The following is a 26382-nucleotide window of genomic DNA, read 5'->3' as shown; positions in this document are numbered from 1 at the left end:
TTAACTAACCTCAGCTTCGAGGTAGGCCCTTTGCGCCCTACCTCGACAATTCGCTTATTTGCATGTATTCTAGAAACAGTTATTTACGGATTCTATTGAAAAGGACGTAACTAAAAATGAAAGCAAGCGTATTAATTGATAGTTTAAAATTTAAGCAAGTTAAACCCGCCTTGCAAGATGACTTCGACGTCACCATGCTGACACAGGATACCCGGGAAGTTAAGCCTGGCGCAATGTTCATCTGTGTTGACGGATATCACGTTGACGGCCACGATTTAGCTGGCCAAGCCGTGGAAAAAGGTGCTAAGATCCTTGTCGCACAAAAACCCATCGACGTGAACGTCCCTGTCATTTACGTACAAAATACGGAACGGGCTATGGCCATCTTAGCGGACGTCTTTTACGACGCACCGAGTCAAAAAATGCGGATGATTGGGGTCACCGGGACTAACGGGAAGACCACCGTCACCCACCTGATCGAACAAATCTACCGGGACCAACAACAAGCCACCGGTTTAATTGGAACGATGTACCGCAAAATCAAGGATGAAAAGTTACCAACGGCGAATACGACCCCCGATGCCATTACTACGCAACGGACACTCGCCGCAATGCGTGACGCTGGCGTGGAGACCGTTGCCATGGAAGTATCCTCAATCGCCCTCGTGCTTGGACGGGTTTGGGGCATCGACTACGACATTGCCGTCTTCACAAACCTCACCCAAGATCACTTGGATTTCCACAAGACCATGGCCAACTACGCTGAAGCTAAAGCCATGTTATTTGCCCAATTAGGCAACAAGTACGGCGCTAACGGGACCAACAAAGTTGCGGTCCTCAACACCGACGATCCAGTGGGCCGTGAATTCGAACAGTACACCGCTGCGCACGTCTTAACGTTTGGGCTCAAACCAGACGCCATGATCAACGCGCAAAACGTTCAGATTCAGAGCCACGGTACTGAATTCGACCTTTCCGTCTTCGGTCACGTCACCCACGTCACCATGAAGCTCATCGGACAGTTCAACGTTTACAACATGTTAGCCGCCTTTTCAGCCGCATACGCGAGTGGAATTCCCGAAGAACAAATCATCGCTTCACTTGAAAAGGTCACCGGGGTCAAAGGCCGTTTCCAAGCGGTGCCTTCACACACCGGCGTCAGTGTCATTGTGGATTACTCACACACACCAGACGGCCTGTTAAACGCACTTGAAACCATTCAAGACTTCGCTAAAAAAGACATTTACTGCGTTGTCGGTTGTGGTGGCGACCGTGATAAGGGCAAACGACCAAAGATGGCTAAGATTGCCGTTCAACGCAGCACCAAACCAATCTTCACTTCGGATAACCCCCGGACAGAAGACCCAACGGCTATTCTTCACGACATGGTCGCCGGCGTTCCGGATGCTGGTGTTCCCGTCTATGAAGACCGTCACGTGGCAATTGCGAAGGCCATTGAAGCGGCTCAACCAGGCGACGTTGTTTTGATTGCTGGTAAGGGTCACGAAGATTACCAGATCATCGGTCGCACTAAGCACCACTTCGACGACTACGAAGAAGCTGCCAAGGCGTTAGCATTGAAACCAACCATTAACTAGTAATAATAATTCCAGTTATATAAAATAGTCCCAGTTCGAAGTCATAATTTGGCTTTGAACTGGGACTATTTTAATTATATTAACAATACTAATTATGCTTAGACTATCCGCTCCGCCGGACAGGGTTGGGTGCTGTGGGGGGACGGTCCCAGCCACAGCACGGTCTGGAACCTCGATTCAAAGCCGACAATTCACGTCTTTGAATCGCCCCGCAAGCTTGGCGCAAAATTCACCCGCCAATCTTGCCGACACAGCACATCAGCCCTGTCCGACTCCGCTAAAGCTAATGTATTATTGTTAGTTCAGTTAAATACTCGGAGGTTGGCGCTGATAACATCGGTTGTGACGGTGGTGTTGGCGCGGCGCCTTTTCTGCCGAGCTTACACCACGGACGGTCCGGGACAATTGCGGTATTTGCAACTGTTTCGGGCGAGGGGCTAGACCGCTCCCCAGGCTAGCCCCGGTCCCACGACCGTATGTTGTCAGCGCCAACCGGACTGGTTTCTAACCATCTACCGGATTACAAATAACTGGTTTCGTTCCAGCGTTTAATCGTGAAGTTTTGGTTATCGTACGTCTCTAAGACCGTTAAACTATCGTTGTCAACGATTCCCGTCCCGACCGTCTGACCGTTTACGACGAGGGGCTGACGCAAGTCTTTGACTGCAACGTTCAATAGCCCTTTAATGCCAAAAGTGGTCGTTAAACCGTGCGAAACAATCAAAATCGGTAAGGGACTGTCCAACCCGACCGTTGCGACGGCATCGTGAATCGCCGCCGTCACCCGGTTTAAAAATTCTGGGTAGCTCTCACCACCGGTAGATAACTCAGGCTGGTACTTTTCTGGTTGATTAACGCATACGTCATACTGCTCATGGGGCTCAACTGTCGCCTCAATTTGACCTTCCCACTTGCCAAAATCCATTTCTTTCAGCCTTGAATCCAGCGTGATTTCATCCTGCCAGCGATTGGGCGCTACCACGTACTCGGCCGTATTTAGTGCTCGCAGCTGGGGGCTACTGTACACTTTGGCAAAGCGAACGTCCTTTAAATACGCTCCGGCCCGCTTGGCACCATCGATGCCACTTGCCAGCAGCGGCGAATCACAGCCACCGCCCTGAAAGCGGTGCTCGACGTTATACTGCGTTTGGCCATGGCGAATAAAATAAAGTTCCATTATATCCCTCCGTTCGGGGGTTACTTCAGAAAACTAGTTTCGTTCCATTTTTTTAAATTAAAATGTTCGTTATCTGTCGTTTCAATGACCGTTACACTGCCGTTATCCACGATACCGTTGCCGATGGTCTTCATTAACTGACCATTCATGTAAAACGGATCACGTAACTGTGCAACCGGCACACCGAGCAAGGTCTTGACCGTCATCGTCGTAACTAGCCCATGCGCAACTACTAGTAAAGGTAGCGGGTTATCAGTCCCAGCTGCGGCCACGATTTTACGAACCGCCGCCGTTGTTCGATCCACAAACGCCGCGTAGCTTTCACCGCCACCCGCTTGGCTAGGGTCGTACTCCCCCGGTTGTTTTAACAAGACTTGCGCGTAAGCCCGAGGTTGCACTTCATTTTCGGCCTGCCCGTCCCAGGTCCCAAAGTCGAACTCTTTAAAACCAGGTTCGACGGTAATTTCCGGTTGCCACTGATTGGCAGCCACCACGTACTTCGCCGTATCCATTGCCCGCTTTTGCGGACTGCTATAAACTTTGGCGAATTGTGTGTCCGCTAGATATTTGCCAGCGGCTTGTGCATCAACGATTCCATCCGGTAGTAACGGTGAATCAGAACGACCACCCTGAAAACGGTGTTCCAGGTTAAACTGCGTCCGGCCGTGCCGAACAAAATAAATTTGCATGGGACTTCATCCTTCCAACGATCCTTATTCTTCTCTATTCTACCCGTGTTCTTTAAATTGATAAAGTATCCGCTTACGCGCAACCACAAAAATTAATTCCATAACAAGTAAGAGCAGCCCCACGTTTTAATCGTAAGACTGCTCTGATAGTAGTTTCAAATTAAGAAATTAGGCTTCAGTGGCCCCTTCAGTAATCGGTTTGACCATGTGTTCATATGGATGCACACCAATCATTAACTGACCGTCAACGGTGAACCCTTGGCGGTGGTATAACTTGGCCGCACGTGGATTGCCATCATCAACGTTCAAGCTGAGTTTGGCAGCGCCCAAACCACTGACCAACTTCGGTAACGCCGTTAATAACTGGCTGCCAACCCCGTGACCCTGCGTTTGCGGGTCCACGGCCAGCATGCTGAGGTACCATTCGCCAGGACGCGCTTCACCACCTAATTCTAGTGGCGCCGTAAAGCCGGAATGCTCACCAGAAACACGTTTTAACAAGTCGTTGACCGCAACCTCATTGTGGGCGGGATGCCCAAACGCGACCCCCACGACCTTATCTTTAAGGGTCGCCACAAACGTTTGCGCTAACCCATCCAGGTTTTCCGGCAACGAATAGAGCTTAGTTAACATGTCTAGCAAGTCAGCCTCACTGACATCCTTCAACACCGGCATCTCCATATCCCGATAAATCATTGCAATCAACGGTGCAATCTGTGCGCCATCTTGTGGCTGCGCTTTACGAATCTGCATACTTGTCCTACCTCCGTCGTTTTTTCTACCCTAACAAATCTTTCAACACATCGTCAATCTTTTAGCTTACCTTGATTGCGGCGATGTTCGATTGTCATCACCCAAGTCGTCACTGGTACGGTCAAAATAACCCCCATCAGAGAAAACAAAACCATGATGACTTCCGCGACAAAAATCTTATTATTGATCACACTCCCAAAGGAATAGTGTAACCCTGAAAACCAAATAAACAGTGCCAAAAAGCCCCCGAAAAAACCGAAGAACAGCGTGTTAAACGTCGTCCCAATAATTTGCTTACCAACACTAATCCCGTCAATGTAGAGGCGCTTAGCCGTCACCTGCGGATGTTGTTCGATAATCTCACTCAATCCCGCCGCAATCGCAATGCTAGCTTCCGCAATCGCACCGAGTGTACTCAGAATGGCTTCCGTCACCGCGACCCCGACAAACGAAACGCCAATCGTCAGCGACATGCCTTCCAAATCTTCACTATCTTCTAGGCTAAAGCCCTGCGCCATGATCCAGTGCTCGACCGGAAAAATAATGAGAATTAAAACGACCATTACGATCAATGCGGCAATGTAAGCCGTTTTAGCCGCTAACTCGTTGTCTTCGCCAAAGAATATCGTGAAGGCCAAGATAATCGTACCGATCACTAATGAGACGCCCATCGCTGGAAAGCCCCACGAAATCAAGACGACCGCTAGAAATAGCAGGCCAAAATTAAAAATCAAACTGAGAAAGGCGGTCGCACCGGTTTTGCCACCGATGATCGTCATCAAAATAAATAATACCAATCCTAAAACCGTAATCGTACTCATGATGGCTTCACCTGCTCCCCGGGCATCAGCCGACTAGCCAGCCAGCTCGCCACCGGAATCGCTAAGACGATCCCAATCCCAGAAATCAAACTTTGGACCATTCCAAGGGACATGTTCATTGTGAAGGTGTAACCCCAATTATTGCCGTTTCGCAAATAGAGTAACGTCATCGCAAACGTATCCGCCATAAAAATCAGGAATAAGACGTTGATGAGCGGTCCCATGATTGAATGGCCAATTTGCAACCCGGATTTAAAAATCTGGTTAGGTTCAATGTCTGGTCGCTCCGTTTTCAACTGAAAGAGCGACGCTACAATATCCGTTGATTCGTCCATCACGGCGCCCAGCGACCCTAAAATCGTTTCAACTAAAAATAAAGGCCGCGGCACCTGGGTGACGTACTGCATTGATTCATAAGTCACACCGCGTTCATGCGTCACCGCAAACACGGTCAGGCTAATCACGACAGCCAGGCCGGTCCCAGCCATGGTTGCGCCAAAGGTGACCCACATTTGACGACCCCACCCCAGGACGAGCCACAGGGTCAGCGCCGCAAAGATAACGGCGAGAATGCCAAACAACGTGTAAACGTGCCCACCGTTTGTCGCCAAATCGATTTGGATGGCGGCGTAGAACAACGCCGCGTTTAAGGCCACGCTCAAAAATGCCATGAACCCACTAAACCGCATAATTAATAGCAATAAGGCAAACGCTAGCCAGACGACAAACGCTAACGCCGTATCGCGTTTTAAGCCTTGAATCGTGACCGCACTGTGCCGATTGGCCGGGATTCGAACGAAGACTTGATCCCCGCGCCGGTACGCTTGATCCATCGCGCCAGATTGCGTGTAATTATTTTTAATCCGATAAGTTCTCCCCTGATGCTTATGGTTCAAAATCCGCACCGTGACGGTCTGAACCGCATCCACATCCTTATTTTCAAACTCATCGGTGGTTTTCGTCCGGCTGCTGGCCGTGACGTGTGTGACCTGGGCGACCGTCTGCCGGTAGAAGCCGGCGTTAAAGCGCGTTAGGCCCACGCCAATTAGGCCGACCACCACGATAATGATGGTCAGCCACAGGCCCCCGCGTTGTTTTATCCGCTGTTTCAAAATTTCACCCTTTTTCGTTCTAAGCTAACTTTAAGCTTAGCACTTCACTACTATCAGCAGTGTTTTAGTCAACCATTCTTTACCAGAAACTAAGCTTCTACTCGAACTCTTAAGGCTTTTAACCAAACTAACTCTTCATTGGCATTGCTTCGTTGCGCAAACTTTAGGCCGGCATCAATCAGTTCGAGCGCACGTTTGGGCTGATGATTGACTTGCCACTCGTACACGGCTTGTAACTTAAAGTTAGCCAGTGGTTCATACCGTTTCAATAATTGCTGAACGCCCTGATCCTGATACCACCCGATAATTTGTGGTGCCGGGTGTTCACTGAATAGGTTCCAATAAAGCGTTGCGGTCATGTAGCGGGCCAGATCAGCTGGCGGCACTAAGTTAAAGCTCGGTTCCAACCGGCTCAACCCAGCTAAGAGATCCGGCGTGCTGAGCCCGTGTTGTAGTCCCCACTCTAGGATCAAAAAGGCCTGGCGAACGACTAAATAATTCTGGTTCCCGCCGTTACGGGGCATGACGATCATTGCAGCATCTAAATCAGCAACACTACCAGTTTGCATTTTTAGTGCGGTCGCAGTAGCCGTGACGTACGCAGCGGTCATTGCGGCCGTTGATTCACGGGCAGCCCGAAACTCTTGTGCGGCGGTCGGCCGACCATGAAAATTCATCGGTAACAACTGACCAACTTTTAACGTATTTGCCCAGACCCAAATAATAAAAATAAACAACCACAGATTGAAGTCCCAAGTAAACTGCATCATTGTGACGAGACTCAAGACAATGGCCAATAAATTAAACAGCCCGCCCCCAAAACAGTACAGGGCGTGATTAAAGCGTTTAGGATCAACCGGCGGCATTGCGACTAAGTGCGGATAAGCCGTCAGTGGGCGTTGAAATTTCCAGTGACCGTCAACTTTACAAAGTTGATACCGAAACCCAACCAGGGCCACGACCCGCGCCCCAATGAGGCGATAGCCAACCCACTGCCCGAGATCATAAATCAGGGTAGCGAGTAGTTCACTGGCAATTAGCGCCAACCCTAACCACCCGATTGTGGCAATAAATGATCCAACAACCTGCATTTAAATTCCTCCAACTAAAAATTGATTTTATCGTCATTAATATGCCCATTATACCAAAATAAGGCAGTCCGTTACGGTTACCCGTAGCGAACCACCCATTCATTTGGTCAAACCTTTACTTTTGACAGCGGTCACTGCTCATTAATAAAATGCGTCCCCTCGGAATCGAACCGAGATCGCAAGGACCGAAATCTCGCGTGCTATCCATTACACTAAGGACGCCCGTAATTTCATGGTAACACTTTTTAACGCCGGCGATGCTTGACCACGGTGAAAAAGTGCAAAATGCTAGCCAACAAAATGTAAAAGATAACGACGAAGGCGCCGTAGTACGTCCAGAAATTAGTAAGTGGGATCAACCGGCCCAAACCAGCTTCAATCCCCATAGTCAGTAACGCCATGACGGCAATCATGAAGAACAGTTCAACGTAACGTTTCATCGTATTATCATCCCTTTCCACTTTGCGAGCCGCCTTTTGGCCCACGCGTTCGCCTTCTGCCTGTTTTTTAGGCGTTAATTTCTTCATCCCCCAAGTACGCGTGATGACGATCTCGCGCAACTTAATGAGACCACCCATCGTCAAAAATTTGTCCATGGTTTTAAACGCTGCGTCGGTTACTCCGGTCAGGTAATTTTCAACGCCTCCAGCGTAGCAGTCAGTAATCGTGACGTAGTGCTTATTTTTAAACTGATCCGGGACTGCCTCGCCAACCGCGTTATACCGGGCAATCCGACTACGGAAACAGTCCAAAAAGTTTTTCATGACACCGGATAAACCGCCTAAATAAGTTGGTGCTGCCAAAACCCACACGTCGGCCGCTTGCAACTTAGCCGATAACTGGTCTAACTCAGGATTGGGCAAATTATCATGGTCCGGAACTAGGGTGTAATCGTTTAAATTGACTAGTTCCGTTTCAGCACTAGTGGCCGCACCCTTTAATACGGCTTTCAGCATTTGACTCGTAACCCCGTCCGGATTATGGGTTCCTAGAATTCCAATAACCCTCATAGCCATCCCTCCTTTATTCGTCATTTCCATTTTACCGCACTTTTACGTTCAAATACGTATACAAAACGAACGCAAACCATTAAAGTGGCTAATGATGTTCACTTTTGACAAAAACGATTGACAATCAATTAAGGTCTTGTTTTAATAAACGTAAGTACAACTTTACCAATCTTGTACAGTCTGTTCGACAACTTGCAGACTTAAAAACAGCCAACCTATTCCGGACTAATACGCAGACGGATGGGACGGTTTTATTGCGACGCTTAAGGCCGCAAACGCCGGGATGGCGTAGTTGTTCACTTTGAGAAGCTGCATAATGGTTTGGCGTACGCACCAATGGGGGACCGTCGTGCAGTCACTCTAAATTGAAGCCGAAAGGACACAGTTAGATATGGCTAACTATCAAGAATCTGAAGCTGCACTCGCAAAGAGCGCTACTTTAATCAACATTTTTTCTGAGAAGATTTGGCGCCAAATCATCATTGCTCTGGGGAACAGTGATGATGGCCTAAACGTGACGGATATTACCGCCATGGTCAACATTTCGCGCCCCGCCGTCTCACACCACTTGCGATTAATGCGCGAAGCGGGTGTGATTGACATGCGGAGTAACGGGGTCGAGCACATTTATTTTCTCACCTTGCGTGATCCGTTGAAGCAATTGCAAGCAACCTTTGATACTTTAGCGGCCGACACACTCACTGCCGGTGGCAAATAGGTTTAACAAAAAATGGTATTTCAGAAGATTTTTTCTGAAATACCATTTTTTGTTATATTTAGACGTTTGATTTTATACTGACAGCTAAACCGGCAATCGACTCAAATCATCCGGTAACGGGGCTTCAAAGTAGACCTGAGTTTGTTCGAACGGGTCGTAAAAACTCAGGGTAGCTGCGTGCAGCGCCTGGCGTTGAATCAACTGCTGATCACCGCCATACAGCGCATCCCCGAGTAACGGGTGCCCTAAACTGGTCAGATGCACGCGAATCTGGTGCGTCCGGCCAGTCACGAGTTCTAAGCGAACCCGACTAACATCAGCGGTCGCATTAGTCGCAACCACCTCATACTTAGTCACAGCGTGTTTCCCCGTCGCCATCACTTGGCGCCGCGGCGACTCATCTGGTCGGCCAATTGGTTGCTCAATGACGCCTTTAGATGGTTGAATGGTTCCCTGAATCCAAGCTAAATAAGTCTTATGCAAGGTGGCCTTCAACTGCGGGTCAGCCAAGATACTCTGAGCGACCCGGTGCTTTGCAACTAACACTAACCCACTCGTGTCCCGGTCTAAACGAGTAATCAAATGGGGCCGCTGATTAGGCGCTTGTTGTGCAATTAAGTACCCCTTGATCCGGTTAACGAGCGTCGCTTCCCGGTCACTGGGACCCGGAACACTGGTGAGTCCTGCCGGTTTATTGACAACTAACCAATTATCATCTTCAAAAATAACCGCTAACGATTCGTTATTGACCGCAATTTCCGGGTCCGGGGCTTCGTTAGCTAACCGTAACCCCGCTACGTCACCGTTATTGACCGTTATGACACCAGTCACCGGGTGATCATTGACGAGAAACTGCCCCTCACCGTGTTTAACGGCCTTGATGAGCCGCATACTGATTCCGTGAGTCGTTAAAAAGTGCTTCATGGAAACCGGGGCGCCCCGGTGCTGCCAGACAAATTGCATATTGAAAATCCTTTCTGAAACTCAGGCTAAAAAATAACCCTTAGTTGTTGGTCTTTATACCAAATCTTAACAATTATGCTTATACAAGCATGGTATAGTTAGGTCATTATAATGCCATAATTTGGGGGAATTAATGATGCATTTTCCACGTCGTTCTGAGTGGTATTACGTTACGCTCAGCTTGGTCATCCTTGGGGGAATTGGACTGGCCTTCTTCATGATTACCAACCGTTTCAATGCCGATCGCACCGTCACTAAAGCATCACCAACCACCGTTATTACGCGGGCTAAGTCCCGTCCGCACAAGACTAAACATGCCGACAAGCCACTCCCAACGGTTGTCAAAAATACCAATATTGACCAGTACCTGACTAAGCTACACTTTTCAGGTACCGCCCTAGTCGTTCGCAATCATCAGGTCATTTTAAGAAAAGCATACGGCGAACGCGACCGGGAAGCAAAAACACCCAACGAAACCACGACCCCTTACTACATTGGGTCAGCTCAAAAAGCCATCATCGCGACCGCAATTTTACAATTACAAGATCATCACAAATTAAAAGTGACCGATCCAATCGCAACTTATTTTCCAGACTTTCCTAACGGTCATAAAATCACGTTAAAGAACTTGCTCAACCACACGTCCGGCATCGTCGGTCACCACGAAACCAGCACTGCAATGACGCCCGCCGCCCTCGTTAAGGATATCGAAAAACAGGGGATTCGCGCACAACCCGGTCAGTGGCACTACCTTGATAGTAACTACACGGTGCTCGCCTACTTGGTCGAGAAGTTGAGCGGCCAATCGTTAATGACTTATTTACAAAAAAACATCTTCCAACCGGCGGGCATGACCGAGACTGGCACTTACCAGACTTTTGATCAGATTTCTAACCATTCCGTCGGTTACCAAGTCAAAAACGGGCAGTACGTTCATCCCCAACTAGGCGACTTGTCACAGTTGTTTGGCGTTGGTAATCTTTACATGCCGGTCGACGACATGTACCGGTTCGACCACGCCCTAATGACTGGTCGGCTAATTTCCAAGGAAGCGCGTAAAGCCATGTTTACACCGGGCAGCTCGTCGACTTACGGTATGGGCTTTTACTGTAATCCCGGCAGCTATAGCAGCCACGGGATCGTTAGCGGCTGGAACGTCGCCAATAGCTTCAGTCCCAGCGGGCTAACGTACGTCGTCATCATGACGAATGTTCAAAATAACATTGCTTCATTCGGACACGTCACTGGTAACATTTACGGTCTGTTGAACCAAGCCGACACAGACGCAACTGCCCAGCCTGCCAAAAACTAGGCTGGCGTATCGGAAGGCGATTCGTGCGCCGCAGCCCGAATCGTTGCCATAAAGGTTTCGCCATACTTTTCGAGCTTGCTTTGCCCCACGCCGCGGACCGTCAAGAACGCCGCGTCCGTTTCAGGCATCACGTCGCACATTGAATGTAACGTTTTATCAGAGAAAATAACAAACGGTGGCACTTGCTGATCTTCGGCTAACTGACGACGCAAGGTTCGCAACTGTTCAAATAACGCACTATTTTCCGGCACGGACTGTTGAACAGTTCGTGCCGTTTTGCGGTAAACTTGCCCTTCGCCTTTCAAAATTGTGACGCCCATTTGGGTCACCGATAACGTTGGGTACTGGCCACCAACGGCTTGCAAATAGCCCGCCGCGGTCAAGAAATCAATCAGTTCACTGACACTCTTCTGCCGCTGATTAGACATTAACCCGTACGTCGATAACGTACTCAGGTTGGACTCACGAATACGTTGATTATTGGCGCCGGTCAAGACTTGCGCGACCACGCCCTTACCAAACCGCGAGTGCAACCGCACAACGCAGGACAAGACTTTTTGCGCGTCAGTCGTAATATCTTGCGCTTCCCGGTCGTCGGTACAGTTACTGCACCGGCCGCACGGTTCCGAAGCTTCCCCGAAGTACTTCAAAATAAACTGTTGAAGACACCCTTGCGTATTGGCGTACTGCGTCATGACCTGCAATTTATGGTAAGCGCGGTGTTTATGTTCATCGTCCATCTCGGATTCATCAATGAAGAAATGTTGCAACTGAGTATCGGCCGGTCGAAAAATAAGAATGGCTTCACTCGGCAAGCCGTCTCGCCCCGCACGCCCAGCTTCCTGATAATAAGCTTCCAACGTTCCCGGCACCTGCGCGTGGATCACGAAGCGCACGTTACTCTTATCAATGCCCATCCCAAACGCGTTGGTTGCGACCATCACATCGACCCGGTCAAATAAGAAATCTTCTTGATTTTTACGACGTACATCGTCATCTAACCCCGCGTGGTACGGAGCGACCTTAACGTGGTGTTTTTGTAACAAAGTGGTTAAGCGCATGACTTCCTTACGCGTGCTGGCATAGATGATTCCCGCTTCACCGTGATTGACCTTTAAATAGTCTAAAATATAGCGGTCCGTATCCTGATCCTTAACGACCGTTAGATTTAAATTATCCCGGGCAAAGCCCGTATTGACTTCTCCTTTAGGATCGATTGCCAGCCGTTGACAAATATCTTGGGCCACTTGTTCCGTAGCCGTTGCGGTCAACGCCAAGACTTGCGGATGCGTCGGCAATTGTTCGATTGCCGTACTGAGCGCTAGGTAGCTCGGGCGAAAGTCGTGACCCCACTGGGAAATACAGTGCGCTTCATCAATCGCCAATAAATCAATCGGCAGTTGCCCCAGCGCCCGGATAAAGTAATCTGAATCCAGACGTTCCGGTGCAACGTACAGCAGGGTGTAATCCCCTGCACGCAATTCTTGTAACCGTTCATTAATGGCTTGGTTGCTCAGCGAACTGTTAATGAAGGTCGCCGCAATCCCGTTGTCATTTAACGCGTCGACCTGGTCTTTCATTAATGAAATCAGTGGTGAAACGACCACGGTCAATCCCGAAAAAAGCAACGCCGGAATTTGGTAGCACAAAGACTTACCGCCACCCGTTGGCATGATGGCCAGTGTATTTTCACCAGCCAAAACTTGCTCGATGACAGCTTTTTGACCGGGCCGAAATTCATCGTACCCAAAGGTCGTTTTCAATACTTGTTGCGCCGCCGCTAAATCCATCTCCGCACTCCTCTTTCTGTGTAATCATTGGTTTCATTTTACAGGGTATCCTAGGCAGATACAACTTAGCTTCTCGAACCTACTATTTCCTATTTACGCCAAATGAAAAAGGAACCGTGACCAAAATCACGATTCCTTTATTATAAAATTGAACACCATCGGCGCAACGTGCTTTTCGCCGGATAACACGACAATTACCCGCTACTCTGAACACGTTTTTCGTATGTAACCCTACTTAGCCTGCTTAGGTCGACCCCGGTGATCAACTAAGCCTTCCATGCCGCCTTGACGATACTTGCGAACCCAAGTATAAACTTGCGGGTAGGAGACGTTAAATTGATCGGCTGCCTGCTGATAGTTGTTCTCATGGGCCAACGTATACTTCACGATGGCGATTCGTTCTTCTAGCGTTGCGCGTCGTCCACGCTCCATGGCAAGGCCCCCTTTCATTCGTCCAGATTTCATCATACCAAGAGTCACTCAATTTTTATAGCTTTTTTCACGTAACTTTATCGATTCATTTATTTTTTTAACCAGCACTACCAAGCGCTTCGATAACTCAACTGCCAAACTTAATTTTTGATAGTTTGCTTTTTAGTTGCAAATTAGAACGTATGTTCGTATAATGTTATCGAGGTGATTTTCATGAATGAACAAAGCTTAACGGTTAACTACGCTAATCAATATAAAATTTTAAAATACGATCCTTTTATGCTCTACCTAAAAGTAACCCCCATCGCTGATCAAACTCAGCCCATTCACTGCATTATCGTCAAACACGCCCTGACTTTATTATACCAATTGCAACCTGACGCGCGTTTAGCACTGTATGGCCATTACAACCGTCGTCACCAGTTTGTCATTACAAAATTTATGGTGCGGACACCAGTGCAATCATTGGCAAGTTAACGGACAATCTGCGTACAATGAACTTACCCAGACCAGAGGAGTGATGTACATGTCATCAGCTTTGACTATGCTGGAACGTCGAATTTCGAACAACCTCAATTGCCTCTACTTACTGAATCGTCCGGTTTATCAGGTTCAAACTGATAAGCGACTCACGCTGGCTAAAGAATATTCCCTAGCCGGTAACGTGACCGCAATCTTTCAGGATGACCAGCAACGGTGTCACATCAGTTTTACGCACCGCAACGAACTCGTCATTGCTGAAAAGAAAGTGTTCACTTGCAGTGACGCTAACATATCACCATCATATCACGATTTCTTGCAATCATTTGGCTACCACCTACCTACCGAAGAACCTGTCGGCACCCTTACCCCAATCAATCGGCCTAGCATTTTAATGTCCGCAAACGTACTGCCTAACATGCCAGACCACTACATCATTATCGATTGTGAATTCGGCAACCTCTTCCGCCGAACTAGTGCTTCCAATACGATCAATTGGCAAGTCTTCAAGTTTTCAGGACTTAAAACCAATATTTTCCAACTAAGCGCAATCAGTTTTAAGGACCATCGTCAGACCGCGATTTTCTTCAATCGTTATTTTGACAACCCGAACTTCCTACCCGAAAAGAAAATTACCGGTTTAGCGGAAACGGGGCTGACCCTTCCTGAGTATGAGCGGCAAGGTGATGCACTCGCAATCATCCAGACGTTTATCTCCCAAGTACTAACGCCACAATTACCGTTAGTCTTTTGGGATCAGACCCAAGATATCAAATACTTACGGCGCACCATTGCGACGCACTATGCTGAATTAACCCCCAAAGAACAAGCTGTCGTCACGGCCCCCATTACCATCTTCGACGCGCAGGCGTTCACGAATACCATCATCAATCACGGCAACCACAAGTCTGGCTACCATGATCTGCCCTTAAACGGCCTCGCCGCGCTATTTAACATTACGAATCCGAACCAACATAACGCCATCTGGGATGTTCAGACAACTGAACTAGTCATGCGTAAGATGACCCACCTCTACGCACAGACCCCGGTCAAGACCGTGCAACCCGCACCCATCTTTGCCCCGACGCCTACCAGCACCCCCGCGATGCGGACCCGTCAGCAAAGCAAACATGCCAAGTACGCACTCGTTCACAAGTTACACGCCCGGGGCAAGACTTACCGGGAGATTGCGGCGGTGACCGGCATCAGCATCAGCGGCGTCAATTACATTTTAAAAAAGGCAGTGACGACTAGTCCCACTAACGGTGTAACCCCCGGCCTGGAAAGCGTATAATAAGCTTAACAGTACACAAAGGAGTGTTATTAAACTATGGAAAAACGTATCAAGGGCTCTTGTACCACGATTTTAGTCGGTAAAAAGGCTTCAATCGATGGGTCAACCATTATTTCACGTAACGACGACGGGCACGAAGCCCTCGACCCAGAACGGTTAGTTGTCGTTAATCCTGAAGACCAACCTAAGCACTACCAGTCAGTTATCAGTAAGGTTCAGGTGACATTACCTGATAACCCACTGCGCTACACTTCCATTCCTAATTCAATTCTAACCAACGGGACTTGGCCAGCTGCCGGTATCAACAGTGAAAACATCGCAATGTCCGCGACGGAAACCATTACGACCAACTCACGCATTCAAGGTGCCGATCCGTTGGTTGCGGGTGGTATCGGTGAAGAAGACCTCGTCACCTTAGTGTTGCCTTACATTCACAGCGCTAAAGAAGGGGTCACCCGTTTAGGCGCCCTCTTAAAAGAATACGGGACTTACGAACCAAACGGGATCGCCTTTTCTGACAAAGACGAAATCTGGTGGTTAGAAACCATTGGCGGGCATCACTGGGCTGCTAAACGCATCCCCGATGACGCTTACGTGGTCGCACCTAATCGCATGAACATCGACGATTTTGACTTCAACGCCGCCGATACGATGGCTTCTGACGATTTAGAAGACCTCATTGCGACCTATCACTTAAACCCTGACTTTGACCGGGTTAACTTACGCCACATCTTCGGTAGTTCATCCATCAAAGACACGGTTTATAACAACCCCCGGGCTTGGTTCGGTCAGAAATACTTTACACCGGACGTTCAACAAGACCCAATGGAACAAGACTTACCATTCATTTGCCACGCCAACCGCAAAATTTCGATTGAAGACGTGAAGTTTGTCTTGAGCTCCCACTTTGAAAACACGAAGTATGACGTTTACGGGAGTGGCACTGAAGCCGAAAAGAAGTTATTCCGGCCAATCGGGATCAACCGGAACCACGATGTCCACATCTTACAAATTCGTAACGACGTTCCCGCCGAAATCGCTGGGATTCACTGGTTAGCCTTCGGTGCCAACACGTTTAACACGGTCGTTCCTTTCTACGCTAACGTTAACGATACGCCAGCAAGCTACAAGGACGCGAACGGCACGTTTAACTTAAACGACATGTACTGGTTGAGCTGCACCACTGCTTTGCTTGGTGACACCGACTACGACTTCTACGTTGACATGCGGAACAGCTACGAACTTGAAGCCATGAGTGCCTACCGTAAGCTTGAAAACGACACCGACGCTGATTTAAGCAACCACGCTGACACCACCGCCTACTTGGAAGCTGCTAACCAACAACTGGCCGACACTGCCATGAAACTCCAAACCAAATTATTGGGCGAAATGGTCATTGCTGGTTCTGAAAAAATGAAATTACGTTATAATTTGAACGACTAATAAATCGCTCAACGGTGCAGGTTGATCTTGCATTTAAATGGTGATTTCATGAGTGATAATTAATTTAATTTTAATTTTATTGTTTACAATCACAGAAATAGTGCTAATATAAATGGCACAAGATAAAAAACGTAGGAAAGAGGAGTACGATTAATCAACCTGCCAGTGAATCGGGGATGAGTGGAAACCCGACCAGTACTTGATTAATCCGAAAAACACTTTCTTAGTTGCTAACTGAAATAACTACGTTAAAGTAGGATTAGCCGTTAACCGGTACGTTATCATCGGTGGAGTATGTTCGTACTCTATTTAGAGCTGGTCTGCATTTTGGCAGACAACTTGGGTGGTACCGCGAAAGAAGTCTTTCGTCCCTTGATAATTCAAGGGACGGAAGGCTTTTTTCTTTTATCTTGAAAAATCTATGTTAATCAATAAATTATTTTAAAGGAGTTCCGACTTATGCATTTAATTATTCCAAAGGATTACGATCCAAAATTATCCGTTAAAGAAACCCAACAAGCGATTCGTTATATTCGTGAAACTTTCCAAGAAGAATTTGGTAAGCAATTAAACCTATCACGGTTATCTGCTCCCATGTTCGTTGAAAAGAAAACTGGTTTAAACGATAACTTAAACGGGGTTGAAAAACCGGTCTCCTTTACAATGCAGGATATGGGCGACGAAACGATTGAAATCGTCCACTCATTAGCTAAGTGGAAACGGGTCGCTTTGAAACGTTACGGCTTCGACATGCACGAAGGCCTCTACACGAACATGAACGCAATTCGTAAAGACGAAGATTTAGACAACTACCATTCAGCTTACGTTGACCAGTGGGACTGGGAAAAAGTGATTGCCAAAGACGAACGTAACGTCCAAACTTTGGAAGACACGGTCAAAACCATTTTCAAAGTTATCAAACATATGGAACACGAAGTTTGGTACAAGTTCCCTAAAGCCGTTCACCATTTACCAGACGAAATTCACTTCATCACCACTCAAGAACTAGAAGATATGTACCCTGACATGACGCCGCGCGAACGCGAAAACGCCATCTGTAAAAAATTAGGCTGTGTCTTCTTAATGCAAATTGGTTGGAAGTTAAACAGTGGCAAACGTCATGACGGCCGCGCACCTGACTACGACGACTGGAAATTAAACGGCGATATCCTCTTCTGGTACGAACCATTAGACCAAGCCATTGAAATTTCCAGCATGGGAATTCGGGTTGACGCCGACTCAATGAAGGCCCAATTAAAAGACGCCGACGCTGAAGACCGGTTAAGCTTGCCATATCACAAGATGATCTTGGACGCCTCCGTCCCTTACACCATTGGTGGTGGGATTGGTCAATCCCGGCTCTGCATGTTATTGCTTGGTAAAGCCCACGTTGGTGAAGTCCAAGCCGCACTTTGGCCACAAGCCATGATCGATAAGTGCGAAGCTAACAACATCCACTTACTTTAATAAAAATTGATATTAGTTGCGGGTTCCCATTGGTTAGTTAGCTTGGCTTAACTAGTAACCAGTTAACTACCAATGTCACTGAATTCAATCTAAAACCAAACCTAATACGTTTAAAGTGACACAACCATCAAATATCAAAATAGCTCACGGAAAATTTGAAATTTTCCGTGAGCTATTTTTCACTTAATGAAAATGTTCATATAATGATTGCCCGCTAATGATTATTGGCATTATGCCCTGTGAATCACTAACTTGAATTCCATGACGCGTTAAGTAATCTAGTAATTGTGGTAAGTAATCCCGTACCTGAGCGTTTAAATCAAGCGTCCACGTCCGCTTCGCCGTCATTAGCATAATTTGAAAATAATCCGGGTTAATATCAAACACTGAAGTTCGCTTGCGAGTGCGGTACTGAAGCGCCACACCCCGTAACTGTTCATAGCGAATGACCGTTTTAGTAGGTTGCCGCATGAGCAGCTCCTTAAATTTAACCAATGTTTTAGTGGAATACTGATTGAGGATAAGACCTGATTGGGTGATCACCCAATAATCGCTAACTGCAACGGGTAAGACGACGATTACACCGAGCCCCATAACCGCACCAAAAAGCCACCATGGCTGGTAGCCAAATCCTGTGAATAGTAAGCTAACCAATAGCCAAAATAAAACTAGCCCCACAGCTCGTTTCACGTTGAAACGTTTTCCAACCAAATAAGGCTTTTTAAAAAATGGGCTTCCCTGGACAAGTTCATCTAATGAAATATTGTAAAAATCCGATAAAGCCAATAAGTTATCGATCGACGGTACTGCCCTACCAGTTTCCCATTTAGAGACAGCTTGCGTCGTCACAAATAGCTGACTTGCAAGTTGGGATTGTGTTAACCCCCGCTGCTGCCGTCGTAATTTTAACATCGCCTGTAACCGCATTTTCTCGCCCCCCTAATTTTCCTCCCTAGCATACGTTCGATGCCGCTTAGTCGCAATCAACTCATGGTTGATGGTCACTTCACTTGGCATTTAAGTCATTCAAGATTTGCTGAACTTCCATTTCCAGATCTGATTGCTGATTAATCAACTGTTCTGAAGACCAGCCCAACACATCGTGTGGTAGCCACCACCGTTTCATCTCTTGGGGGCCAAAGTCCCGCGTTCGAGTCTGATGCCGAGTTAAGGTCGTTTTAAAATCAACATCAAAATAGTAAGTCAGTGCCTTCGCAAACGGCCCCGCCAACTTTCTTAGCATTTCTTCATAGCGTTTACGGGCCAAGATTCCTTCTACAATAACGACGGGCACCCGGTGATTACCATAGGCCGCAATCTGCTTAATAAGATCAATTGATAAATTTCCCGGGTTATCACGGCTCATTAACATCTCACGCCGCACCACATCCTGCTCAACTAGCAACGTGTTACGCCCTAAGCGTTTTTGTAACGTTTCTGCTAAGGTGGTTTTGCCGCTACCAGAATTTCCGCGAATAATAATTAACGTTGTTTCCATTCCACAAGTCCCCTTAATGCTACGACTTCACTTTCTAATAGCCATTATAGGACTAAAACAGGTGGTTCCGAGACGAAACTCAAAAAGCCAATCAGAAAATTTCTGGTTGGCTCTTCCTATTACTATTGTCAAAACGTTCGCCAAACGGCAGTTTGTTCCGCTTAACCCGAAATCAGCGACTATTCCAAACCCAGGAATAATCGCTACTTTCACGTTAATGCTCGCAAACTAATCGCCCTTTGGCCCACTCTCACCTGTTTTACTTACTCTTTTGTAAATTGCGTCGATAATCGTGTAACACTTTTAACGCGCGTTTACGCGACTTTAAGTTCGAACTTCTCAAGCGACGCCGTGCACTTGCTAAATCTTGTTTTTCCATATTCAAAACCCCTTATATTTAAATCGTAATCATTACGATTTAAATATATCATGAACCATTAAAAAATCCAAAGCATTTGCCTACAAATACCTAACGTAGTTCATGGCAATCAATTGATCCACCCGTTTGGAATTCTCCGGTGATAACACGATGCCATTCTTCCGTAAACAAGCCGAGATTTCGAGTCCCATTCGCTCAAAAACGTACATGTTCGAACCAGATTGTTGCTGCACCAGCTCACGATAATAGCTTCCAATCAGTTCTCGAAACGGCCGTTCCGTCGTTTGATTTAAATTAGCGACTAAATCCATCATGATGGCCGTCGCAGCCTTTGCTCGAGCTTGTCCGCTACTATACCACTTGGCGGAATGATTTTCAGTTGTCCCCATTGCCTTTTTGCTCCCCTTACGAAACCAAACGCGATACCACGGGCGCTTCGCCACTGGTTGAGTCATTCCCAGCAAGTAATCCGCTGAAACTCCGAATAACTGCGCAAGCATGACTAAACTTTCCAGGTCGGGATAGCTCTTGCCCAGTTCCCACTTAGAAATTGTTTGGCGTGATACTCGCAACTTTTCTGCCAACACTTGTTGCGACCATTCCCGCTGTTCACGTTGCTCCTTGATTTTTGGTCCAATTTCAATTTTCACTGTACCGCACCTCCACTTAAAATAAAATCCTTTCCCCCGCACCAATTAGTTGCCTCACCAAATACCACCCGCAACGTGCCGTTGCACCCTTGTTAAATCAAGGTTTGTAGTTTTGATAAAGTTACTGCAATATCACCATAACACTTCCATTTTACACGTCAGGTTAGCAAATGATTAGTTGAGTTTACCAATCCCATGTTAGTCGGATGAATACTAGCTAAACACGGAAAAACACGCGGTTATCAGATTATACATACACAAATATTTCTAAAGTTAACCCTGATTGATATAAAAATTAGTAATAGATAATTACTATTTTCCATCTAAATAATTCAGTCATCACCATCTTAATTGCATACTACCCTCAGTACATCTCAATATCGTTAGTTCATCGTATTAATCCTTTAGGCATAACGTTTTCACACCTGCTATTTCATCAAACGTTGGCTTATCAAGCTGTAACTAACCAACACATTTATTATTAATAATTGAGACCATAACCTATATCAAATCACAATAAAATGATATTTTAATTTAATTATCATTAATTAGACTATCAGCATTAACGGTGCTACACTCTAACTATTAACTGGGTTATATAATAATTAATTAAAACGATTTTCTTTCTAAAGGATGGGGATACTTTGAAAAAATCAGTAAACAAACAGTTAAATAAGCAATTTAATAACCAGCGCCAATCGCGTTGGCTGATCACTGGGGTTACGACCATGCTTTTAACTGTCACCGCAATCACCAATCAAACCGTATCTGCAGACGAGGTCACGGCAACACCAAAACCTAGTCAGGCTGAAAGTAGCCAGACCGTCACGGCCAGTCCGCTACAACAAAATAACGTTAATTTAAAAACTGAACCAACTACTTCACAGGCGCCAACAACGCCCAATTCTGCCAATAATACTGGTACATCAAGTGCCAGTGAAGGCACCCAACCCGCATCTGAGCAAAACACTAAATCGACCGCACCAACTAGCGAAGCACCGGCAAATAGCGCTACTGCCCCAACGAGTAGTGCGGCGTCACCAGCTGCAAAAGAATCCGCTAATAGCGAGCAGCCAGTACAATCAACTGGCGCAAAATCGGAAGCACCCGCAACCACTGCTTTAGCCGAAGCTTCACAAGCGTCGACGGAATCCGTCCAAAAAGAAACGCCTGAAGATCAGCTTACAACTAAACAAGCAGCTCAGCCCGCAATGGCGCCACGCGCACGGATGGCGGCGATAGCCGATGAAAGCATCGATACTTGGATGCCCAATAAGCTGTTGCAACAAGAAGTCCTACGTCAGCTCCGCGCGCAAAATAAGGATCGTACTTGGAATTCAGCGGCTGATATTACTAAAGATGATATGTTGCTGCTCAAAACCTATTACGGAACTGATACCTATATTGACGGTAAAACGGATTATTCACTCGACGGTTTACAATACGCCACTAACCTAACAAGCGTTACCCTCAATAAGGGGTTAAATAGTAGTATCCCTGTTCACTATTATGGGGACGTAGCTGACATTACCCCACTCGCCGGATTGACAAACCTAACAGCAATCGATATTCAAGACAATCGGGTCACTGATATTTCACCTTTGAAAAACCTAGTAAACTTGGAGAAGCTGTACGTCGATTTCAACCACATTTCTGACTTTTCTAGCCTAAAAGACTTAACCAACTTAACTAAATTGTCATACGGTAACCAAGTCGTCGTCAACCTCAATCCAATTTTCATCGATAAAAACAATCCTAATTACACGTTGCCTAGCCCGTTTCGCAATCAAGACGGCTCAACCGTCATTCTAAGTAGTTCTAACGGAATTGCCGAACCAGTAACATATAACAGTACTAATTTACATTTTTCTTACAAGTATTATTTCAACGGTGCTGGTGTTGACAACACCACCCAGGATGGCAAGGGGGGCCTAATCTTTACTGGTTTGAAATCACAACCTGGTAACTGGTGGGCCGGCGATGCTAACGGCCAGTTTAATGGGTCTACCGTCGTTCCAGTCAAAGATTTTTTCTACATGATTGGTTCTTACAGTGTCGGTACCGTTTACTTCGCAATCGCGCAAACATACGAACTAACCGATACCGCCCAACCCGTTACCGTCAAATACCAAGATGTTGACGGCAACACCTTAGCCTCGGATCAAACTTTAACCGGGCTCATCGGTGAAACCTATACGGCTCCTAGCAAGTCGTTCACCAACTACCAATTGGTCAGCACCAGTGGTAATCCTACCGGGACCTTTACGGATGCCGCCCAAACGGTGATTTTCACCTATGCCCGGATGGACGCCGGCGATATAACTTTTAAATTCCAAGACAAAAACGGAAACACCTTAGCGCCTGACCAAACAGTCCCTGGTAAAGGCCTGCTGGGACTCGACTTCGATATTCCAGCACCCGCAATCCAAGACTACATCTCACCCGCTAACGCCACCGGAACACTGACCACTGAAAGCCAGACCTACATCTTTGTTTACACTCGTAAAGATGCCGCTGATGTCACCATCAAATACCAAGACGCCGATGGTAACTCGTTAGCGCCTGACAAGGTTTTAAGCGGTAAAGAACAGCTCAACACCGTTGTAGCAGATCAAACCATCGATATTCCAAACCATACTTTTGACCAAGTTATCGGTGACCCAACGTTTACCGATTCCGCCCACGATATCATTTACGTTTACAAACGAAGCGACGCTGGCGACGTGACCATCAAGTACCAAGATGAGAACGGCAATAAACTCTCCGATGACTTGAACTTATCCGGTCAAGGTAAAATGGGACTGGAAATTCCAGATCAGCAACTGGCCATTCCAGGTTATACCTATAAAGAACTTCAGACCCGTGCCATTGGAATTTTCACCGACCATCCACAAACCATCGTTTACGTTTATACCCGCAACGCTGGCCAAGCTGTCACCGTTCAATACCAGGATGAAAATGGCAAATCGTTACATGACGACATCGTTCTATCCGGCTATGAAGGCGACCCGTACGCCAGCGAACAATTGGCAATCAAAGGTTACACGTTTAAGACCGTTCAAGGTAACGCCAATGGTCTCTTTACCGACAAACCGCAAACAATCACTTATATTTATACCCGCACAGCCGGTCAAGCCGTCACCGTTCAATATCAAGACGAAAATGGCAAATCATTACATGCCGATGTAACGTTAACCGGCTACGAAGGCGACGCCTATACCACCGAACAATTAGCTATCGACGGTTATACGTTTAAGGCTGTTCAAGGTGACGCAACTGGAACCTTCACTGATACGCCACAAACTGTCACCTACATTTACACGCGCAATACCGGTAAGGCCGTCACCGTTCAGTACCAGGATGAAAATGGCAAAACTATTCACTCTGACACAACTTTAAATGGTTTCCTTGGCGACACTTACACGACTGAACAATTAGCCATCGACGGCTACACGTTTAAAGCTGTCCAAGGTAACGCAACGGGAACCTTTACGGATGCACCACAAACCGTTACCTACATTTACACTCGGAATACTGGTAAGGCCGTCACCGTTCAGTATCAAGATGAAAATGGCAAAACCATTCATCCAGAGACCGTTTTAAACGGTTTCCTCGGCGACACTTACCAGAGTGAACAATTAGCCATCGATGGTTACACGTTCAAGACCGTTCAAGGTAACACAACAGGAACCTTTACAGACGCCTCACAAACCGTTACCTACATTTACACGCGTAATGCCGGTAAGGCCGTCACCGTCCAGTATCAGGATGAAAACGGCAAAGCTATTCATCCAGAGACCGTTTTAAACGGCTTCCTCGGCGACACTTACACGACTGAACAATTAACCATCGACGGTTACACGTTCAAGGTTGTCCACGGCAATCCAACCGGGACATTCAGTACCGCTGCCCAAACGGTGACCTACGTTTACACTCAGGATCAACCAGTTGACCCTAATACCACGGGAACCGTCACAGTCCACTATGTCACTGCCGATGGAAAGACCTTGAAGACAACTACCCTTACTGGAAATACCGGTACGGCTTACCAGACGACTGCTTTAACTTTTAACGGTTATCGACTCGTCACTTCTCCGGCTAACGCTAACGGCCAATTTGCTGAAGGCAACCAAGACGTGACCTATGTTTACGACGCCGTGCCAACAACGGATGGTGGTGACGGCGACCACGTGGATCCTGGAAAGCCAACCACGCCCGAAAAGCCAACTGAGCCGGAACAACCGACTCAACCAGCACAACCGGACAAACCAGGACAGGTCACTACGGTCGACCGCGACCAAGTCACAACACCAAAGACTGCTGTTAAACCAGCTAAGGTTCAGCCCGCTCAAGCTAAGGCAACGGCTCAAAAAGATACGACCGCTTTACCACAAACTAACGAACAGGCCTCAGCGCTTAGCTTGCTTTGGATGGGGGTCCTCTCCCTCTTAGCAACCCTTGGTCTTAAAAAGCGTAAAGATTAAACCTTGATTTCAAGACATTCCAAAAGCGTTCCGTTAACCACTGATATTAATGGTTAACGAAGCGCTTTTCTTTTCCCGATAACACCCGCCACCGGCGTATACTTGGGTTAACAAAATAAACCTAATTCAAAGGAGTTTTTGATCATGAAAGTCTACTTAATTCGACACTCTGAACCTGCTTACGACCAAGTTGCCGCCGCGGGATTACGTGGTTACGGTCGCGAACTACGGCCACTGACCGACCGGGGCATTCAAATTGCACGGGAACGGGCAAAGGATCCGCTTTTCAAAGAAGTTCAACTAGTGCTCGCTTCACCTTATACCCGCGCCCTTCAAACGGCTTTAGAGTTCGTTCGCTATCATGATATTCCCCTAAAAGTTGAATTAGATTTACGCGAATGGCAACCCGACAATACCGGTGCTCGGATCGACAACGATGAGTTGGCTGAAGCCGCCTACCAAGCTTTTTTGAAGCATCCCCACGAACGTCCAGCAGATTGTCCTTACCATTACGATACGATTGAAGACATGCAAAACCGTTTCATGGGAGTTTTAAAACGCTACGCCACCCAATATGATTGTATCGCCTATGTTAGTCATGGTACCATCATCAGTCAAATGGGCCCATGGGACGGTTTGGATTACTGTGACGTTCAGCAGCTGAATATTTAACCTTCTGTCAGTCATATATCAGTGACAACGGCTATTTATTCAATGAATCTGCCCACCGATACACCTCACTTTAATCGCAATTAAAAGGCTCTAGAATATTGGGTGTTGATGGAAATCCATCAACACCCAGTTTTTGTGTAAAATAAAAGGACAACTTCCCCCAATGCACCACCCGTACCGACCAAAGTAAAAGTAAAGGCAAGTGAGAAAAGATGTCCCAAAATCATTTTATCGAAGATACTCTTCAAATTAAAGACCCAAATATTATTTGTACTGATATTGATAGTAGTAATCCAAGCAAACAGGTCATTCACGCTAAACTGACCTATCCTTTAAAGAACTGCCCACTTTGTGGCCAGCCCGAAGTAGTACGTTTTGGGACTAATCTAATTAATGTCAGAATGCCCCCAGTCAAAGAACGACCAATTATTTTAAAATTGCGTAAGCAACGTTATCGGTGTAAATCCTGTAAGCATACTTTTAGCGCACAAACATCATTAGTTAAACCGCATTGCCAGATATCAGAAGATACGAAGCAAATGATTATCT

Annotated in this window: 24 protein-coding genes, 1 tRNA gene and 1 other annotated feature; of the genes, 10 read left to right on the top strand and 15 right to left on the bottom strand. The window is 46.8% G+C overall.

What is annotated here, in order from left to right; all coding sequences use genetic code 11:
* The first annotated feature begins 116 nt into the window (after nucleotides 1–116).
* Nucleotides 117–1598: a UDP-N-acetylmuramoyl-L-alanyl-D-glutamate--2,6-diaminopimelate ligase gene (locus tag AAA939_RS04725; protein ID WP_338207947.1), complete on the top strand. Its 1482-nt coding sequence runs from the start codon at nucleotides 117–119 to the stop codon at nucleotides 1596–1598.
* A gap of 520 nt (nucleotides 1599–2118) precedes the next feature.
* On the opposite strand, the gene AAA939_RS04720 is transcribed toward AAA939_RS04725, so the two are convergent.
* From AAA939_RS04720 to AAA939_RS04685, 8 genes are all read right to left on the bottom strand, one after another.
* Nucleotides 2119–2775 (bottom strand): histidine phosphatase family protein, encoded by a 657-nt coding sequence (locus AAA939_RS04720; RefSeq protein ID WP_338207946.1) that lies wholly within the window; start codon nucleotides 2773–2775, stop codon nucleotides 2119–2121.
* A 20-nt stretch (nucleotides 2776–2795) separates the two neighbouring features.
* Complete coding sequence (locus AAA939_RS04715) at nucleotides 2796–3464, bottom strand: histidine phosphatase family protein (RefSeq protein ID WP_338207945.1); 669 nt, start codon at nucleotides 3462–3464, stop codon at nucleotides 2796–2798.
* Between the two features lie 168 nt (nucleotides 3465–3632).
* Complete coding sequence (locus AAA939_RS04710; protein ID WP_338207944.1) at nucleotides 3633–4217, bottom strand: GNAT family N-acetyltransferase; 585 nt, start codon at nucleotides 4215–4217, stop codon at nucleotides 3633–3635.
* 53 nt (nucleotides 4218–4270) lie between these two features.
* Nucleotides 4271–5038: a YibE/F family protein gene (locus AAA939_RS04705; protein ID WP_338207943.1), complete on the bottom strand. Its 768-nt coding sequence runs from the start codon at nucleotides 5036–5038 to the stop codon at nucleotides 4271–4273.
* Nucleotides 5035–6153 carry a YibE/F family protein gene (locus AAA939_RS04700; protein ID WP_338208020.1) on the bottom strand — a complete coding sequence of 373 codons (1119 nt, stop codon included), beginning with the start codon at nucleotides 6151–6153 and terminating at the stop codon, nucleotides 5035–5037. The genes AAA939_RS04705 and AAA939_RS04700 overlap by 4 nt, the downstream gene beginning before the upstream one ends.
* 86 nt (nucleotides 6154–6239) lie before the next feature.
* Entirely contained in the window at nucleotides 6240–7241 is a 1002-nt protein-coding gene (locus AAA939_RS04695) for a hypothetical protein (protein ID WP_338207942.1), read from the bottom strand.
* Nucleotides 7242–7391: 150 nt separating this feature from the next.
* Nucleotides 7392–7463, bottom strand: a tRNA-Arg gene (locus AAA939_RS04690).
* Between the two features lie 23 nt (nucleotides 7464–7486).
* Complete coding sequence (locus tag AAA939_RS04685) at nucleotides 7487–8251, bottom strand: flavodoxin family protein (RefSeq protein ID WP_338207941.1); 765 nt, start codon at nucleotides 8249–8251, stop codon at nucleotides 7487–7489.
* Between the two features lie 391 nt (nucleotides 8252–8642).
* On the opposite strand from AAA939_RS04685, the gene AAA939_RS04680 reads away from it, so the two are divergent.
* A complete protein-coding gene (locus AAA939_RS04680) occupies nucleotides 8643–8969 on the top strand; it encodes an ArsR/SmtB family transcription factor (RefSeq protein ID WP_338230520.1) in 327 nt (108 codons plus the stop codon).
* Between the two features lie 84 nt (nucleotides 8970–9053).
* On the opposite strand, the gene AAA939_RS04675 is transcribed toward AAA939_RS04680, so the two are convergent.
* Nucleotides 9054–9932 (bottom strand): RluA family pseudouridine synthase, encoded by an 879-nt coding sequence (locus tag AAA939_RS04675; protein WP_338207939.1) that lies wholly within the window; start codon nucleotides 9930–9932, stop codon nucleotides 9054–9056.
* A 133-nt stretch (nucleotides 9933–10065) separates the two neighbouring features.
* Here AAA939_RS04675 and AAA939_RS04670 point away from each other — a divergent pair, with 133 nt between their 5' ends.
* Complete coding sequence (locus tag AAA939_RS04670) at nucleotides 10066–11244, top strand: serine hydrolase domain-containing protein (RefSeq protein ID WP_338207938.1); 1179 nt, start codon at nucleotides 10066–10068, stop codon at nucleotides 11242–11244.
* Here the strand turns inward: AAA939_RS04670 and recQ are convergent.
* Together recQ and AAA939_RS04660 are read right to left on the bottom strand one after the other, a co-directional pair.
* Nucleotides 11241–13034: a DNA helicase RecQ gene (gene recQ / locus AAA939_RS04665; RefSeq protein ID WP_338207937.1), complete on the bottom strand. Its 1794-nt coding sequence runs from the start codon at nucleotides 13032–13034 to the stop codon at nucleotides 11241–11243. The genes AAA939_RS04670 and recQ overlap by 4 nt on opposite strands.
* Nucleotides 13035–13265: 231 nt before the next feature.
* Nucleotides 13266–13466, bottom strand: coding sequence for a helix-turn-helix domain-containing protein (locus AAA939_RS04660; RefSeq protein WP_338207936.1), 201 nt, complete (start codon nucleotides 13464–13466; stop codon nucleotides 13266–13268).
* A gap of 213 nt (nucleotides 13467–13679) precedes the next feature.
* On the opposite strand from AAA939_RS04660, the gene AAA939_RS04655 reads away from it, so the two are divergent.
* From AAA939_RS04655 to asnA, 4 genes are all read left to right on the top strand, one after another.
* On the top strand, nucleotides 13680–13943 hold the full coding sequence (locus AAA939_RS04655) for a hypothetical protein (RefSeq protein WP_338207935.1): 264 nt from the start codon (nucleotides 13680–13682) through the stop codon (nucleotides 13941–13943).
* Nucleotides 13944–13992: 49 nt separating this feature from the next.
* Entirely contained in the window at nucleotides 13993–15240 is a 1248-nt protein-coding gene (locus tag AAA939_RS04650; RefSeq protein ID WP_338207934.1) for an RNA polymerase sigma factor sigma-70 region 4 domain-containing protein, read from the top strand.
* Between the two features lie 36 nt (nucleotides 15241–15276).
* A complete protein-coding gene (locus AAA939_RS04645) occupies nucleotides 15277–16683 on the top strand; it encodes a C69 family dipeptidase (RefSeq protein WP_338207933.1) in 1407 nt (468 codons plus the stop codon).
* A 123-nt stretch (nucleotides 16684–16806) separates the two neighbouring features.
* Nucleotides 16807–17059 (top strand) — a binding site (T-box leader).
* An 83-nt stretch (nucleotides 17060–17142) separates the two neighbouring features.
* On the top strand, nucleotides 17143–18150 hold the full coding sequence (asnA, locus tag AAA939_RS04640) for an aspartate--ammonia ligase (protein ID WP_338207932.1): 1008 nt from the start codon (nucleotides 17143–17145) through the stop codon (nucleotides 18148–18150).
* Between the two features lie 183 nt (nucleotides 18151–18333).
* On the opposite strand, the gene AAA939_RS04635 is transcribed toward asnA, so the two are convergent.
* From AAA939_RS04635 to AAA939_RS04620, 4 genes are all read right to left on the bottom strand, one after another.
* Nucleotides 18334–19077 (bottom strand): helix-turn-helix domain-containing protein, encoded by a 744-nt coding sequence (locus tag AAA939_RS04635; RefSeq protein WP_338207931.1) that lies wholly within the window; start codon nucleotides 19075–19077, stop codon nucleotides 18334–18336.
* Nucleotides 19078–19156: 79 nt separating this feature from the next.
* Nucleotides 19157–19648, bottom strand: a complete 492-nt coding sequence (locus AAA939_RS04630) for a kinase (protein WP_338230518.1) — start codon at nucleotides 19646–19648, stop codon at nucleotides 19157–19159.
* 259 nt (nucleotides 19649–19907) lie between these two features.
* A complete protein-coding gene (locus tag AAA939_RS04625; protein ID WP_157060957.1) occupies nucleotides 19908–20027 on the bottom strand; it encodes a putative metal homeostasis protein in 120 nt (39 codons plus the stop codon).
* A gap of 80 nt (nucleotides 20028–20107) precedes the next feature.
* Entirely contained in the window at nucleotides 20108–20677 is a 570-nt protein-coding gene (locus tag AAA939_RS04620; RefSeq protein ID WP_338207929.1) for a helix-turn-helix domain-containing protein, read from the bottom strand.
* A gap of 644 nt (nucleotides 20678–21321) precedes the next feature.
* On the opposite strand from AAA939_RS04620, the gene AAA939_RS04615 reads away from it, so the two are divergent.
* The 3 genes from AAA939_RS04615 to AAA939_RS04605 form a co-directional block, all read left to right on the top strand.
* Nucleotides 21322–25161: a MucBP domain-containing protein gene (locus tag AAA939_RS04615; RefSeq protein ID WP_338207928.1), complete on the top strand. Its 3840-nt coding sequence runs from the start codon at nucleotides 21322–21324 to the stop codon at nucleotides 25159–25161.
* Between the two features lie 144 nt (nucleotides 25162–25305).
* Nucleotides 25306–25833, top strand: coding sequence for a histidine phosphatase family protein (locus AAA939_RS04610; protein WP_338207927.1), 528 nt, complete (start codon nucleotides 25306–25308; stop codon nucleotides 25831–25833).
* A gap of 212 nt (nucleotides 25834–26045) precedes the next feature.
* On the top strand, nucleotides 26046–26382 hold a 337-nt coding region (locus AAA939_RS04605), incomplete at its 3' end, for a transposase family protein (protein ID WP_338230428.1).

It is taken from the genome of Lactiplantibacillus paraxiangfangensis, from assembly GCF_036246185.1.
Lineage (GTDB): Bacteria > Bacillota > Bacilli > Lactobacillales > Lactobacillaceae > Lactiplantibacillus > Lactiplantibacillus paraxiangfangensis.
The sequence above is the reverse complement of the archived record's forward strand: the minus strand, read 5'-3'. Positions and strand labels throughout refer to the sequence as shown.

Bases quoted from the DNA above. Each gene is read 5' to 3' on its own strand.
- AAA939_RS04725 (WP_338207947.1), top strand. From the start codon at position 117: ATGAAAGCAAGCGTATTAATTGATAGTTTAAAATTTAAGCAAGTTAAA.
- AAA939_RS04720 (WP_338207946.1), bottom strand. From the start codon at position 2,775: ATGGAACTTTATTTTATTCGCCATGGCCAAACGCAGTATAACGTCGAG.
- AAA939_RS04715 (WP_338207945.1), bottom strand. From the start codon at position 3,464: ATGCAAATTTATTTTGTTCGGCACGGCCGGACGCAGTTTAACCTGGAA.
- AAA939_RS04710 (WP_338207944.1), bottom strand. From the start codon at position 4,217: ATGCAGATTCGTAAAGCGCAGCCACAAGATGGCGCACAGATTGCACCG.
- AAA939_RS04705 (WP_338207943.1), bottom strand. From the start codon at position 5,038: ATGAGTACGATTACGGTTTTAGGATTGGTATTATTTATTTTGATGACG.
- AAA939_RS04695 (WP_338207942.1), bottom strand. From the start codon at position 7,241: ATGCAGGTTGTTGGATCATTTATTGCCACAATCGGGTGGTTAGGGTTG.
- AAA939_RS04685 (WP_338207941.1), bottom strand. From the start codon at position 8,251: ATGAGGGTTATTGGAATTCTAGGAACCCATAATCCGGACGGGGTTACG.
- AAA939_RS04680 (WP_338230520.1), top strand. From the start codon at position 8,643: ATGGCTAACTATCAAGAATCTGAAGCTGCACTCGCAAAGAGCGCTACT.
- AAA939_RS04675 (WP_338207939.1), bottom strand. From the start codon at position 9,932: ATGCAATTTGTCTGGCAGCACCGGGGCGCCCCGGTTTCCATGAAGCAC.
- AAA939_RS04670 (WP_338207938.1), top strand. From the start codon at position 10,066: ATGATGCATTTTCCACGTCGTTCTGAGTGGTATTACGTTACGCTCAGC.
- recQ (WP_338207937.1), bottom strand. From the start codon at position 13,034: ATGGATTTAGCGGCGGCGCAACAAGTATTGAAAACGACCTTTGGGTAC.
- AAA939_RS04660 (WP_338207936.1), bottom strand. From the start codon at position 13,466: ATGGAGCGTGGACGACGCGCAACGCTAGAAGAACGAATCGCCATCGTG.
- AAA939_RS04655 (WP_338207935.1), top strand. From the start codon at position 13,680: ATGAATGAACAAAGCTTAACGGTTAACTACGCTAATCAATATAAAATT.
- AAA939_RS04650 (WP_338207934.1), top strand. From the start codon at position 13,993: ATGTCATCAGCTTTGACTATGCTGGAACGTCGAATTTCGAACAACCTC.
- AAA939_RS04645 (WP_338207933.1), top strand. From the start codon at position 15,277: ATGGAAAAACGTATCAAGGGCTCTTGTACCACGATTTTAGTCGGTAAA.
- asnA (WP_338207932.1), top strand. From the start codon at position 17,143: ATGCATTTAATTATTCCAAAGGATTACGATCCAAAATTATCCGTTAAA.
- AAA939_RS04635 (WP_338207931.1), bottom strand. From the start codon at position 19,077: ATGCGGTTACAGGCGATGTTAAAATTACGACGGCAGCAGCGGGGGTTA.
- AAA939_RS04630 (WP_338230518.1), bottom strand. From the start codon at position 19,648: ATGGAAACAACGTTAATTATTATTCGCGGAAATTCTGGTAGCGGCAAA.
- AAA939_RS04625 (WP_157060957.1), bottom strand. From the start codon at position 20,027: ATGGAAAAACAAGATTTAGCAAGTGCACGGCGTCGCTTGAGAAGTTCG.
- AAA939_RS04610 (WP_338207927.1), top strand. From the start codon at position 25,306: ATGAAAGTCTACTTAATTCGACACTCTGAACCTGCTTACGACCAAGTT.